This window comes from Bacillus sp. AR8-1 (assembly GCF_008042345.1).
In the GTDB taxonomy this organism is placed as follows: domain Bacteria; phylum Bacillota; class Bacilli; order Bacillales; family Bacillaceae_G; genus Bacillus_A; species Bacillus_A cereus.
The window spans coordinates 126,595-142,023 of sequence record NZ_QNUB01000005.1; the positions used below are offsets into that span (position 1 = coordinate 126,595).

Consider the following 15,429-nt stretch of genomic DNA (forward strand, 5'->3'; position numbering starts at 1 on the left):
CTCTAATTCCCCGCTTATTTTTCGCTTTGGGGGATAATTAGTGAGAAATATCGAATGAGAAGTAATCGTGAAATAGTAAAGAATATATTCACTGCTAAAAGAAGAGTTGTTTAAAAAACTCTCCGCATCGTTATGTAATGTTAATAAGAAGAAGTAGAAGGTAGAAGTAAATCTAAATAAAACCCAAAAGGGATAAATAGGAAAATGTAGAATCTTTATATATAAGATGTTCTGAATTTTTAGATATAAGGTAGAGTGGAGGAAGAAAGATGATTCAATTTCCTATGGAAGATGCTGAACAATTTTTTAGATCCTATAGTATTGGTAGGTTTACAGTTAGTGAAGATGAAGGAAAATTAATTTTTAGTACAAACTTAAATGGTCATTCTAATTTATGGGCGATGGATTTACCCAATTTATCCCCTTATCCATTAACATATTGTAATCAATCAAGCAATTTTATTAAAATGGATTCTTTAAATCGATTTATTTTAGCTGGATTTGATAAAGATGGGGATGAAAATTATCATATTTATGCATTAAAACCAGAGGGTGGTGGATTGCTTGAATTGATTCCAGCAGGAGAGACAGAAAAGGATTACTTTGTGCATTTAACAGAGGATGGGGAACGATTATACTATGTCACAAGTAAAGATAACCCAATGTTCTTAAACTCTCGTTGTTATAATATACGCACAAAAGAAGATACGCTGTTGTTAACTGGTGTGGAGACACCTACATATGTAGAGGCAGTAAGTCCGAATGAATCAAGTTACATTGTTTTAAAGTCATATAGTAATACATATAATGTAGGATATGTAAAAAAAGGAGAAGAACTTATTTGTTTAGTACCTTCCATTGAGAAAGAACATACTGTAGGCTCCATTTCTTATATTGATGAAAATACAGTGATTTTCGTTACAAATTATGAAGAAGAGTTTTCCTATGTAGCTTCTTTTGATTTAAATAAACAGGAATTCAAACCAATCTGTAAAATAGAGAAGGAAGATATTTCCGATATAAAATGGCATGCTGAAACAAAAAATGGCTACATTGTTTCGTCGAAAGGTGTTACAGATAGGTTATATAAATTTGTATGGGATAAAAAAGAGTTAATTCTATTGAATTCTCCGGTAGATACGATAAGTCAAATTGAAATTACAAAATCGGAAAATTTATATTTACTAGGTGAAAGTGCGAAGAAAACAGCAAACATCTATTACAAGAAGAATAGAGATACAGAATGGGCAGCATTAACAAAAAACTATGTTATTGGTCTATCTGAATCTTCTTTTGTTGAACCGGATGTTATAACATATGCCTCTTTTGATGGGTTAAACATAGAAGCATTATTATTCCGGGCGAAAGGAGAAGTACAAAACGGATATACAATATTTTGGCCTCATGGTGGTCCACAAAGTGCTGAGACGAAAGATTTCAGAGCATTATTTCAATATTTATTAAGGCAGGGATATAATATTTTTGCGCCAAACTTTAGAGGTAGTACAAGATATGGTTCAACGTTTACAAAAATGATTGAAGGTGATTGGGGAGAAGCACCGCGTTTAGATTGTGTAGCAGGGATCGAATGGTTATTTGAACAGGGGATATCAACTCCTGATAAATTATTTGTTATGGGCGGTAGTTATGGAGGATATATGACCTTATTGCTTCACGGGCGTCATTCAGAGTATTTCCGTGCAGCCATTGACATTTTTGGACCTAGCAATTTATTTAGTTTTATCGAATCTATGCCTGAAAATTGGAAACCGCTCGCAGTTAATTTAATAGGTGATATTAATAATGATAAAGATAAGCTTATACAAGATTCACCAATTACTTACTTAAATCAAATGAATAAACCACTCCTTATCATCCAAGGGGCAAATGATCCACGAGTTGTAAAGGAAGAATCGGATCAAATTTTTCAAGCGTTGCAAAAACAAGGAGTAGATGTAGAATACCTAGTATTAGACGATGAAGGGCATGGATTTTCAAAAAAAGAAAATGAAATATATGTATATCGTCGCATAACAGAATTTTTAGCAAAGCATAAGTAAAAGAAATGGCATTTTACGGGTTATGATCATATCGCTATCAGGCTAAAAATGCAGAGAAATGACAATGAAATTATTGAATAAACAAGAATGAAACAACTTAATTGTTACGTAACAAAAACGCTATTCTTTCCCTAGAATCATAGGAAGAGATGGCGTTTTTGTTATGAACTTATCGATTTTTTATGAACTGGAATTGTTGTCTAAAGAGTTGCAACAGATTTTTTTATAAATTGAAAGACAAGGAGACGAACTTGGATGGAGTATTGGAAGCACACAATAAATATATTGAGGAGTACATGTTTGAAAACATTAAATCAATGGAAAATGAAATATTTTGTTGGAATGTCTGAGCTGCGGACCAATTCTATCACTTTAATTAACTAAAAGAAGAACTTCCCCATCCCGATTAGACTACTGATCATTCCTATTCCACTCATGGTGCCTTTTCCTGCTGTAAGTAAGTTTCCAAGCATTCCTGGCTGACCGTTACCTCCGTTATTTCCCCATCCCATTGGGGCCCACGGACTACCCCATCCTGGAGGGTTTCCAAAAACACCCGAGTTATTGGTATTGAAATGAAAAGGCTTAGTTGGCGGCGATAGTAAAGCGGCAAGATGCCCTTGTGCGAACATCCCTGTATGATTGAATGGTTGCGCCCAGGGGAAGGAAGGTTTTTGAAAATTAAAACCTTCATGACCTGGTAGTGGAGTCCAATTATCGGGATGTCCTTGGGGCATCATCCCTGCATAATTGATTGGCTGCCCCCAAGAGAAGGGAGGGGGTTGGGGACTGAACCCCGTATAATTGGCTGGTGAATCCCAACTAACTGGATAGACTCGGTAACTCCAATTCTCAGGAAGCTTCAAATCATTCATTACCTCAGATTTAGTTATTTCGGGCTGTGAATATAATGAAATTTGGTTAGTATATTGTTCCCCGTTTCCCTTTGAATTCAAATACCAATATTGGTGCATACGCTTATTCTCCTCACTTTAAAAATGTAATGTTAGACTTAGCCTATGTAATATTCCTTTTTATGGATGGTTACATAACTAGATCTACAAGCCTGTATTTAAAGGAATGGGTGTGTGGACTTGTTGATTTAAAGTTTCACTTTATTTTAGAAGGGTATTTTCAGTTGCTTCTTTTATATATTTCAGCCTAATTTAAATTTCGTTAACAAACATTTTTATAAAGGTTTAATCAACAAAAAGATTTTAAAATGTTATGTTGGGCAAGTGGAATTGCTAAAAAGAGAATATCCATTCGAAGAGTTTGGCAAAATACTGCAAGGGTAATGTTTTCTTGTGCAAATATGTAAACGATTTAAACGAATCAATGAAATTTATAATGAAGGGGCAATTAAATATATGAGTGAAACATTACATAAAAGAAAACCACCATATTTAATGCTTGTAATTCTTTTTATTGGGGCATTTGTTTCATTTCTAAATAACTCGCTTTTAAATGTAGCCTTGCCATCAATAATGAAAGATTTAGACATTCAAGATTATTCAACGATCCAGTGGCTTTCTACAGGGTATATGCTTGTAAGTGGTATATTAATTCCGGCATCAGCATTTTTAATAACGCGTTTCTCGAATAGAAGCCTATTTATTACCTCTATGGTGATTTTTATTCTTGGTACTGCCTTAGCGGCTGTAGCGCCGAATTTTGGTTTATTACTTACTGGTCGGATGGTTCAAGCGGCAGGCTCTTCAGTTATGGGGCCTTTGTTAATGAATATTATGCTAGTAAGCTTTCCGAGAGAAAAAAGGGGAACAGCAATGGGGATTTTTGGACTAGTTATGATTACAGCTCCAGCAATTGGACCGACACTATCAGGTTATATTGTAGAGTATTATGACTGGCGTTTGCTTTTTGAAATGATTTTACCGTTAGCAATCATTAGCTTACTGTTAGGGATTTGGAAATCTGAGAATGTCATGAAACAAAACAAAAATGCAAAACTTGATTATCTCTCATTACTATTATCTTCTGTCGGTTTTGGCGGTTTGTTATATGGATTCAGTTCTGCAAGCTCCGATGGTTGGACAAATAAAGTTGTCTTAACAACCTTAATCATAGGTGCTATTGCCCTAATTGCTTTCATTATTCGTCAATTAAAAATGGATGAGCCGTTATTGGATTTACGTGTTTACAAGTACCCAATGTTTGCACTTGCGTCTGTAATTGCAATTGTTAACGCGGTGGCCATGTTTTCGGGTATGATTTTAACACCAGCTTATGTACAAAACGTCCGTGGTATTTCGCCGCTGAGCTCTGGGCTGATGATGCTTCCAGGTGCGGTTATAATGGGGATTATGTCACCAATTACAGGTAAACTATTTGATAAATATGGTCCTCGGATTCTTGGCATAGTGGGGCTTTCCATTACAGCTGTTTCAACTTATATGCTAGCAAACCTGCAACTCGACTCTAGTCACACACATATTATTCTTATTTACACACTGCGGATGTTTGGGATGGCGATGGTGATGATGCCACTTATGACAAATGGTCTTAATCAATTACCAACTCGTTTAAATCCGCACGGTACAGCTGTTAATAATACAGCTCAACAAGTGTCCGGTTCGATTGGTACTGCTATCCTTGTTACGATTATGAACTCTGTAACAAAAACAAAAGCTGAAAGTTTAATGTCTGATATAGATCCAACAACCTTTACAGAAACTACGAAGGCAATAGTAACTCAGAAGGCTTTATTATCTGGAATTCAATATTCATTTTATGTAGCGCTTGGCATGAATGTTGTTGCACTACTATTAGTTTTTTTCGTTAAACGTGTAGATACAAGTGCGGAAGCTGTCGAGAAGTTAAATCGGTAGAGAAGAATAAAACGCTAGATAAAGATTCCTACAAGTTTTTTTGCTGCTAAGGCGCCGGTATTTAAAGCTAGAAAAAACTAAAAGAAGCAGGGAAATAATTATATAGTAAAAGAGGACCTGATGTTCATATCAGGTCCTCTTTCATTAATAACAAGGTATACTTGCTTATCGTATTGGTTTAACTAAACTACTGATTTTTCGAATACTACAATCTTAAGCTCGTCAACTTCTCTATTTTTGGGTGTTTTAGAAGAAAATGAATCAAAATAATCTTTTTTATAAACAAATACAAGAGATGAGATCCGTTTGCAATTTCTCATAAACATTACAAGTTTAGATTATCTTTTAACACCAACATTAAAAGGCTCCAATTATATTTATTCGCTTCATTTTAATTTAGTATTTTTCTACAAGTTATAAATCTAATTGCCAAGCTTATACTCAATATCATAATCATGAATAATTAGGGAAAAGATAAAATAAGGTAATCAATTACATATCTTTATCCCAGGCGATTAGTTGCTATTTCCTCTTTATTAAATGGGATATTTTATTTCATGCTTTTTTGAAAGGGTGTTTTTAATGGAAAAAAAAGTATCTGCCATTCCTCAGCCGAAAACATATGGACCGCTGGGTAATCTCCCATTAATCGATAAAGATAAACCGACCCTATCCTTTATCAAGATAGCGGAAGAGTATGGTCCCATTTTTCAAATTCAAACTTTAAGTGATACCATAATTGTCGTTTCTGGACATGAACTGGTAACAGAAGTCTGTGACGAAACGCGGTTCGATAAAAGTATAGAGGGTGCTTTAGCAAAAGTTCGTGCCTTTGCTGGGGACGGATTATTTACTAGCGAGACTCACGAGCCTAACTGGAAAAAAGCTCATAATATTTTGATGCCTACATTTAGCCAACGGGCAATGAAAGATTACCATGCCATGATGGTCGATCTTGCTGTACAACTCGTTCAAAAATGGGCACGGCTTAATCCGAATGAAAACGTAGATGTTCCGGAGGATATGACTCGCCTTACGTTAGATACAATTGGTCTATGTGGTTTTAATTACCGATTTAATAGCTTTTATCGTGAGACCCCTCATCCTTTTATCACTAGCATGAGCCGTGCTCTAGATGAGGCGATGCACCAATTGCAGCGGCTAGATATAGAAGACAAACTTATGTGGAGAACGAAACGTCAATTTCAGCATGATATTCAATCCATGTTTTCTTTAGTAGATAATATTATTGCTGAACGTAAAAGTAGTGGAAATCAGGAAGAAAATGATTTACTTTCCCGTATGTTAAATGTACAAGATCCGGAAACTGGTGAAAAACTAGATGATGAAAACATTCGTTTCCAAATTATCACTTTTTTAATAGCTGGACATGAGACAACAAGTGGATTGTTATCTTTTGCAATTTACTTTTTATTAAAGAATCCGGATAAGTTGAAAAAAGCCTATGAAGAAGTAGACCGTGTTTTGACAGATCCTACTCCAACATACCAACAAGTTATGAAACTGAAGTATATACGGATGATTTTAAATGAATCGCTACGTCTATGGCCTACCGCTCCAGCATTCAGTCTCTATGCAAAAGAAGATACAGTGATTGGCGGGAAATACCCAATTAAGAAAGGAGAAGATCGTATTTCTGTTCTTATTCCACAGCTACATAGGGATAAAGATGCATGGGGAGACAATGTGGAAGAATTCCAACCTGAACGATTTGAAGAGCTGGATAAGGTTCCTCATCATGCTTATAAGCCATTTGGAAATGGTCAACGAGCATGTATCGGTATGCAGTTTGCACTTCATGAAGCCACTCTTGTAATGGGAATGCTTCTTCAACATTTTGAATTAATCGATTATCAAGACTATCAGCTGGACGTAAAACAAACATTAACGCTAAAGCCCGGTGATTTTAAGATTAGGATTCTACCCCGAAATCAAACTATTAGCCATCCTACTGTTCTTGCACCTACAGAGGACAAGTTGAAAAACCATGAAATTAAGCAGCAAGTTCAGAAGACACCTTCTATTATTGGGGCCGATAATCTTTCACTTCTTGTTCTGTACGGCTCGGATACAGGTGTAGCAGAAGGGATTGCAAGAGAATTAGCAGATACAGCTAGTTTAGAAGGAGTTCAAACGGAAGTGGTAGCTCTTAACGATCGAATTGGAAGTTTGCCAAAAGAAGGAGCGGTACTTATTGTGACTTCTTCTTATAATGGAAAACCACCAAGTAATGCAGGGCAGTTTGTGCAATGGTTGGAGGAACTAAAACCGGATGAGCTAAAAGGTGTTCAATACGCAGTTTTTGGTTGTGGAGATCATAATTGGGCTAGTACCTATCAACGGATTCCAAGATACATTGATGAGCAGATGGCTCAAAAAGGAGCAACAAGATTTTCTAAACGCGGAGAAGCAGATGCAAGTGGTGATTTCGAGGAACAGCTTGAGCAATGGAAACAAAACATGTGGTCTGATGCGATGAAGGCATTTGGATTGGAGCTCAACAAAAATATGGAAAAAGAGCGCAGTACTTTGAGTCTGCAATTTGTTAGTCGTCTTGGAGGATCTCCTCTTGCACGAACATATGAAGCAGTTTATGCATCTATACTAGAAAATCGTGAACTCCAATCACCCAGCAGTGATAGAAGTACACGACATATCGAGGTATCTTTGCCAGAAGGCGCTACATATAAAGAAGGAGACCACCTTGGAGTGTTGCCAGTTAATAGCGAGAAAAATATCAACCGAATTTTAAAACGTTTTGGATTAAATGGGAAGGATCAAGTTATACTGAGTGCAAGTGGACGAAGTATAAATCACATACCTTTAGACAGTCCTGTTAGTTTATTGGACCTTCTTAGTTATAGTGTTGAAGTTCAAGAAGCTGCCACTCGAGCACAAATACGAGAAATGGTAACATTCACAGCATGTCCTCCTCATAAAAAAGAATTGGAAGCATTATTAGAAGAAGGAGTTTACCATGAACAAATACTAAAGAAACGGATTTCAATGTTGGACCTTCTTGAAAAGTATGAGGCTTGTGAAATCCGATTTGAACGCTTTTTAGAACTTCTTCCTGCGCTCAAACCGCGTTACTATTCTATTTCAAGCTCTCCACTCGTTGCACACAATCGTCTGAGCATTACGGTCGGTGTTGTTAATGCGCCTGCATGGAGTGGAGAAGGGACATATGAAGGCGTCGCTTCTAATTACTTAGCTCAGCGTCATAGTAAAGATGAGATTATCTGTTTCATTCGAACGCCACAATCAAACTTTGAATTGCCTAAAGATCCAGAAACACCAATTATTATGGTTGGGCCAGGTACTGGAATTGCACCATTCCGTGGATTCTTGCAAGCGCGTCGTGTTCAAAAGCAAAAAGGTATTAACTTAGGACAAGCGCATCTATATTTTGGTTGTCGTCATCCTGAAAAAGATTATCTCTATCGTACAGAACTAGAAAATGATGAAAGAGATGGATTAATCTCTTTACACACAGCTTTTTCTCGTCTAGAGGGACATCCAAAAACATATGTACAGCATTTAATAAAACAAGATAGAATCAATTTAATTTCGTTATTAGATAATGGAGCTCATCTTTATATATGTGGTGATGGAAGTAAAATGGCTCCGGATGTAGAAGATACCCTTTGTCAAGCGTATCAAGAAATTCATGAAGTCAGTGAACAAGAAGCAAGAAATTGGTTGGATCGTGTGCAAGATGAAGGGCGATATGGAAAAGATGTTTGGGCTGGTATATGAATGTTTCTTAATTAGTTACGTATTAACTAATGAATTTCTTTCGAATAAATTTCACTTTATTAGTATAGTGTATTTAGATGAATAGTGATTAACCGGACTATTTAGTATCTACTAAATAAAAAACAGGACCTGATATTCATCTATCAGGTCCTGTTTCACATAGACATTATACATGGATATTTTCCACACATTATCAATGTTTGTAATGTAGTTAGTCTTGTGGGTCAGCAATAAAATCAGATATTATTTTTTCGATATCGAAAGGAGTAATCCCTTTATCCAAAGAAAAAATGCTTTCTGCTTCTTCGATTTCTTGAACGAGTTCACCTCTAGCTTCAATATGTAATCGGAACAAGTCATATAAATTCGGTTTAACTAAATTAGTTAAAGCCTTTCCAACTAGTATCATACCTTTTTGATTAGCCTCGATGGTATTATCATAAGTTAGATCTCTTGTAAGAGACAAATCTGTCCAAATCAATTTTCGTTCCTTTAAGTCTAAAATAACTGGAATAGAGATTTGGGTGTCGGCAGTAATATCCACTTTATCTTGAACAGTAGAAGGTTCAAATACTTCACCTGAACCAGGATATTGACGAACCATCCAACCAGTAAAGCATTCTGGTAAATCTTTATATGGTTGGTCTGTGTAAGAAAGCAAAGTCATAACTACATAGCGTCCACCATATTTCAGCACAGACGGAATATCGAAATCAATGAATTCAGATGCTCCCTTTGGTGCAGAAGTAATATCTCCGCTATGGTAGGCTTTGAAATTTTTTGAACGTAAGTTCGTGAAGGATACATGTTCTTTGTATTGCCAATCTTCGTCGTACATTGCAGCAGACAAATCAATGTCAACACGTCCTGTATGTTGTCCATTCACATAGCCTTCTTTCCACCATAGGAAAAAACGAATCGTATCTCCTTCTGGCAAATCTACTTTACTTCCTCGAGATAATGTGCGAAGCGCTTTGCTGGCTGAACGTTGAGAGAAGGGAACTAAGTGATTTTTTAACTGTTCATCCAAAAATACTTTTCCGAGACTTGGAAGTTCTGCGAAGCGATTTTTTAAAGTATCTTCACACATTTTTACAATCATTAAACAAATATCCTCTGAGATAAATGGAAGTGTATTTTCAATACCTATAGCTTTTGCTACATTTCCCTTTGGAAAAAAGGTACGAAATTCATTTTTATCATTTCGATGCTTAAAATGAGCCGTGAGTTGAAGTAATACAGGAGTAGAAACGTTTCCTATTATACTTAGAAAATCTTCGAGAATATTGAAAACATCTGTTGACTTATCACTACATAAACGGATTAAATGATCCAAGCGTCTGGCAAATTCCCCCGGGCGAGTTTTTAAAAGATTTTTCGCTGTCATGATATCACGATTCAACAAAGCTGCTTCTATTTTTCCATTAAATGTTTCAACTTTAATGTTGTTGCGAAGCATCTCAAATGCTCGGTGGGTTTTTGGGAAACGAGTATGATATTCTGCTGGATGAAGAATTTCACCTAAACGAATCCAACGCTTTTTGTATCGAATCATATCTTCGGTAATGTTTCCGCATTGCTCTAACAATCCTAAAAGGAAGCGTCTTTCGGCTCGGTTAAACTTCTTGAATCGAACGGAGGATACTAAACTCACATCACCTTCAGATAAAGCAACTGCAAGGCGAAGAACATCAGTTGCTGTTTTAAAATACTTTGCAGCAGCATCGGCTGATATTTTTCTGTTTATTAATAAAACCCCAAGTATAAAAGACATATTTTCCTTATGAGGAATTACATTAGGTAGAAAACAGGAAACATCTTCAGTGTGTGTAATAGCCCATTCTACATCTGTCTTATCAGTTGAGGAAATAGAGCTGTTTGCACTAATCAATTGAGAAATCATTTGATTGAAATCTTCTTCACTTCCTAAGTCAATAACTTTCAAATCAACGCTATCTAAAAGAGGAAGTCGTTCTTCTACTTTTGATACAGGTAGGCACAACGTCACATAGTGAATAACGGCATTGATGTATAAATCAGCGTCACTTAAATCCATCATTTGTTGCGGAAAGTTGGGATACATAGGAGTAAACTGAATATGTGCACCAACCATTTCTTTTAAATGTTTTACCAACTCTTTGTAAAACGATGTGAATGCATCAACCGAAAGTGTTTGCAACTCTTCTATTAAAGGCTCGGAAAAAGTAAATCCTAAACTTTCCAAGTTTTTTAAAACAGTGGCTAAATACATGTTCGGTAGTTTATTTTCTTCTCTTTTTATAATTACTTTCAAACTTCTTCTTATATAAATAGAATTTTTCATGAGAACGCCATCTATTCACGCCTTATAAAAGAGGGGAATAGTCTGACTGTCCTCCTTTCAGTGGTAGATTTTTATTTTTATATGTATAAACACAATAATTGTAGAAAAATGCACAGAGGGTACATAGCTATTTTTTAGTGAAAAATTAGGGGTATAACATTTAGTTGTTAAGTGGTAATTTGTTAATTAAGAAAAGAAAACCTCTACATCAATGGTTGATAAACTAAAGTTTATTCAATCCCAAAGAAGAAAGAGGTTTTATAGTCTAATTATTTTTCATAGGGAATTGACAACTCTAAAACAATTTGAAATTTCTACAAAGAAGGAAGAATTGTCATAGCCTATGTGTTTAGCAGGAAAGTAACATCCCTATTTCGCCAAAGAAGTTAGAAGGAAGGAACGTCATAGCCTGCTTTATTAGTATATTCTCTTGCGAAGAGCAATTCAAGTATACTGTCTGATTTTTTATATTTTTCTTAAAGGGGAATTTTCATGATTATCCCGCATTAACGGGCAGCCAGATTGGTGAGGGTGATTAAAGTTTCACTTTATAAATAGGGAGACCATCACATGCTCTTTTTATAATACTATTACGGGAGGATTTTTATTTTTGATATATTATACCATTTATTTAATGGTATAATATGGTATGTGATCTGTGGAATGGAGTTGAATGAGTATTATAAATACAAAAGGTGAAATAAAAAAAACAAAAAGAAAAGTATTACTAACTATACTTACTATGTTAGTAATTATAATTGGATTTGGATATTGGAAACTTTTTAGTTTGCAAGGTGTTCCAAAAGGGGAATTAATTCGAACAGTGAAATCTCCAGATGGAAAATATCTCATCAAGACTTATTTTCATAATGCAGGATCATTAAGTGCGGATGCTGTTAGGGGTGAATTAGTTAACCTTGATACAGATTCAGAGAAAAATATATATTGGAATTATCCAGATACCGATCCATATATTGAATGGGTAAATAAGAATATTGTTAGAATTGGAGATCAAACTTTAGATGTTTCGCAGAAAGAAACCTATGATTGGCGTGATGATGATAAGCACGTTAAAGAAATGCCTAAACAGTTTATTAGATAAAACAAGAAAATTTAAATGTATTTAATCTTATTTGTTTAACTATAGATAGTATTATATGAGTGAAAAAGTCCATTTAAATCTTCTAAATGGACTTTTTTAGGTTTCTAGATACGACTACTGATAAAAATGGAACAAACTTGTTACTTAGGTTGTCTATTAAGTATACGTATAAAACAGGTGTTCATGATAGTTCAATCATTTTATGAAAAGTGAGATGCAAGAAGAGTGATATCCGATACACTCTTTAATTGTATCGATATGTATAACACCTAGAAAAACTATATATTCTTGAAAGAGGTTGAAAATATATGATAGTCTTAAACAAGTTTTTTAACATTTTACATTACAAAAAGATGGTACCTGTAGTATTTCTTTCATGTGCAACGCTTATAGGCTGTTCCGATGGCAATACTCAGTCTGAATTACCTAAACAAACGAAACAAACAAATCAAACCAAACAAGAAACTACTGGTAATGATTCTTTTGCTAAACTTGAAAAAGAATTTGATGCTAAACTCGGTATTTATGCATTGGACACTGATACGAATCAAACCGTTACGTATCAATCAGATAAACGGTTTGCATACGCATCTACCCACAAAGCTTTAGCTGTGGGAGTACTTTTACAAAAGAAATCAATAGAAGATCTAAATCAAAGAGTTTTGTATACTCGTGAAGATCTTGTTAATTACAATCCAATTACAGAAAAGTATGTTGATAGGGGAATGACTCTGAAAGAGCTTGCAGATGCTTCTCTTCGATATAGTGATAATACTGCCCAAAATCTTATTCTTAAACAATTAGGTGGACCTAGTGAATTCAAAAAATCACTGAGAGAAATAGGAGATACCGTTACAAATCCTGAACGTTTTGAACCAGAGTTAAACGAAGTGCATCCAGGAGACGTACATGATACTAGTACCCCAAAGGCATTAGCTACTAGTCTTCAGGCTTTTGCGCTAGGAGATGTACTTTCAACTGAGAAACGGGATTTATTAATAGATTGGATGAAAAGGAATACTACGGGAGACAACTTAATTCGTGCTGGAGTTCCAGGAGGATGGGAAGTAGCTGATAAGACGGGCTCGGGATCTTATGGAACCAGAAATGATATCGCAATTATTTGGCCACCAAATAAAAAGCCAATTGTTCTTGCGATACTTTCTAATCATGATAAAGAGGATGCTAAATACGATGATAAGCTTATTGCAGAAGCAACCAAAATAGCGCTGGGTGTCTTAAAAGCTAAAAATAAATAATAATAGTATTAGTTATTGAAATTTTCCTGTTTTTCCGTCACAATACTGTGACGGTCTTTTTGTGTATTTTACAAAAGATCGTCTTAAGTAAAGAAAGAAGATAGAAACCATCTCTATTAAGTTTATTAACTAAGTAACAACAAATATATGCTTTATTGAATACTTATTGCATTTAATGTGGAGGAATAAAATGGAGTCAAAAATTCTTATTGTTGATGATGATAAAGAGATTAGAAATCTTATCTCGGTATATCTGGAAAATGAAGGCCTAAAAACTCAAAAGGCAGAAGATGCTATACAAGCTTTACAACTGTTAGAAGAAAAGGACTTTGATTTGATTATTTTAGATATTATGATGCCGAATATGGATGGCATTGAAGCATGTATGAAAATTAGGGAAGATCGCAATATGCCTATCATTATGCTATCTGCAAAATCTGAGGATATAGACAAAATTCAGGGCCTAGCCTCTGGTGCAGACGATTATTTATCAAAACCGTTTAACCCACTAGAATTAATTGCTAGGGTAAAATCCCAATTAAGAAGGTTTAAAAAATACAATACGTCCATAGAACATAATAAAAGTATTCTAGAAATTGGTGACTTAACCGTGAATACAGATACTCGTCAAGTATGGATAAGGGGAAAAGAAACAAGGTTAACTCCAAAAGAGTTTGCTATTCTCGAACTACTCGCCCGCAACAAAGGGATTGTCCTGAGTGTAGCAAAAATATATGAAGCAGTTTGGAAAGAGGTTTTTTATAAATCAGATAATACCGTCATGGTGCATATTACAAAAATAAGAGACAAAATTGAAGAAGATTCTAAACATCCCATTTATATTAAAACTGTTTGGGGAATTGGGTATAAAATATGAAGAATGTTAGTTTCAGAAATAAGATTATTATAAAACTTCTTGGTGCTGTTGCAATTAGTTTTTTTATTTCATTTGGTTTAACAATCCTCATTGTGCAATACGTCATAGATCCATTTTTTATAAAACACGAAGATTTTGGCATGTTTGAAGTGAGACTCGCAATGTTGTTCTTATTTACGTTCGCAATCTTAAACTTTATAGTAATCTTTTTGCTATTGGTTCGAAAGAAAATAGTATATTTGAAGCTCATTTCGGAAAATGTGAATGATATTGCAAATGGAAAACTGGGTTTAACAATTGGGATTAAGGGGAAGGACGAATTGACCCAACTTGCTCAAAATATCAACTATATGTCCAAGGAATTGGAGAATACATTTGAAGAAGAAAGACAATTAGAACGTACAAAAAATGAACTTATCACCAATGTATCTCATGATTTACGCACACCTTTAACATCTATTATTGGCTATATAGATTTATTAAAAAGAGGGCAATACAACAGTAACATACAATTACAGGAATACCTTGAAACCACGTATTCAAAGTCACAGAGACTGAAATGTTTAATTGATGAGCTGTTTGAGTATACTCGTTTATCAGGTATAGATGCTAAGTTAAACCTTAATGAAGTTGATTTATCAGGTTTGTTGGAACAAATAGTTGGAGAATACATACCTATATTTGAAAAGGAAAGTTTAATCGTTCAAAGATCTATCGCGGAAGAAACAATACCTATCTTCATAGATGTAGAAAAAATGGTACGTGTATATGAAAACCTCTTTATGAATGCGATAAAGTACAGCATGAAACCATCCGAATTATTCGTATGTCTTGAATTAATGGATAACAAAGCAATTTTAAAAGTATCAAATAAAGTCGAGAGACCGCCTGTTAGCGATCCAAATAAATTGTTTGAAAGGTTTTTCAGGGGTGATAAGGCAAGAAAAAATGATCAAGGAAATGGACTGGGACTTGCTATCTCAAAAAGAATTGTTGAACTTCATGATGGTAATATACATGCAGAATATAAAGATGGCTGGATGTCTTTTATTGTTGAACATCCAATCAAATAGACTGGCTTATGGAATTACAGGTTCCATAAGCTTTTTTTTTAAAACTTAAGAATTCTTAAGGATTTTACGGGGTGTTTTCTAATTTTCATAGTTTATCATGGATGTA

Annotated in this window: 9 protein-coding genes; 7 read left to right on the forward strand and 2 right to left on the reverse strand. The window is 34.9% G+C overall.

Features of this window, described 5'->3' with window-relative positions:
* Nucleotides 1-269: 269 nt before the first annotated feature.
* On the forward strand, nt 270-2,060 hold the full coding sequence (locus tag DN400_RS02020) for a S9 family peptidase (protein ID WP_097822309.1): 1,791 nt from the start codon (nt 270-272) through the stop codon (nt 2,058-2,060).
* A 380-nt stretch (nt 2,061-2,440) separates the two neighbouring features.
* Here the strand turns inward: DN400_RS02020 and DN400_RS02025 are convergent, their stop codons facing one another.
* Nucleotides 2,441-3,034: a hypothetical protein gene (locus DN400_RS02025; protein ID WP_000554433.1), complete on the reverse strand. Its 594-nt coding sequence runs from the start codon at nt 3,032-3,034 to the stop codon at nt 2,441-2,443.
* A gap of 396 nt (nt 3,035-3,430) precedes the next feature.
* Between DN400_RS02025 and DN400_RS02030 the strand changes: the two genes are divergently transcribed.
* Both DN400_RS02030 and cypD read left to right on the forward strand, forming a co-directional pair.
* Nucleotides 3,431-4,909, forward strand: coding sequence for a DHA2 family efflux MFS transporter permease subunit (locus tag DN400_RS02030; protein ID WP_016098696.1), 1,479 nt, complete (start codon nt 3,431-3,433; stop codon nt 4,907-4,909).
* Nucleotides 4,910-5,491: 582 nt separating this feature from the next.
* Nucleotides 5,492-8,689, forward strand: a complete 3,198-nt coding sequence (cypD, locus tag DN400_RS02035) for a bifunctional P-450/NADPH--P450 reductase (RefSeq protein WP_147801514.1) — start codon at nt 5,492-5,494, stop codon at nt 8,687-8,689.
* Between the two features lie 211 nt (nt 8,690-8,900).
* On the opposite strand, the gene DN400_RS02040 is transcribed toward cypD, so the two are convergent.
* Complete coding sequence (locus tag DN400_RS02040) at nt 8,901-11,012, reverse strand: TerD family protein (RefSeq protein ID WP_147801515.1); 2,112 nt, start codon at nt 11,010-11,012, stop codon at nt 8,901-8,903.
* A gap of 673 nt (nt 11,013-11,685) precedes the next feature.
* Between DN400_RS02040 and DN400_RS02045 the strand changes: the two genes are divergently transcribed.
* From DN400_RS02045 to DN400_RS02060, 4 genes are all read left to right on the forward strand, one after another.
* Nucleotides 11,686-12,114: a DUF5412 domain-containing protein gene (locus tag DN400_RS02045; RefSeq protein ID WP_000022542.1), complete on the forward strand. Its 429-nt coding sequence runs from the start codon at nt 11,686-11,688 to the stop codon at nt 12,112-12,114.
* Nucleotides 12,115-12,422: 308 nt separating this feature from the next.
* A complete protein-coding gene (gene bla / locus DN400_RS02050; RefSeq protein ID WP_016512586.1) occupies nt 12,423-13,373 on the forward strand; it encodes a class A beta-lactamase in 951 nt (316 codons plus the stop codon).
* Between the two features lie 190 nt (nt 13,374-13,563).
* Entirely contained in the window at nt 13,564-14,250 is a 687-nt protein-coding gene (locus tag DN400_RS02055; RefSeq protein WP_065229073.1) for a response regulator transcription factor, read from the forward strand.
* Nucleotides 14,247-15,323, forward strand: coding sequence for a sensor histidine kinase (locus DN400_RS02060; RefSeq protein WP_097997773.1), 1,077 nt, complete (start codon nt 14,247-14,249; stop codon nt 15,321-15,323). The genes DN400_RS02055 and DN400_RS02060 overlap by 4 nt, the downstream gene beginning before the upstream one ends.
* Nucleotides 15,324-15,429 lie beyond the last annotated feature (106 nt).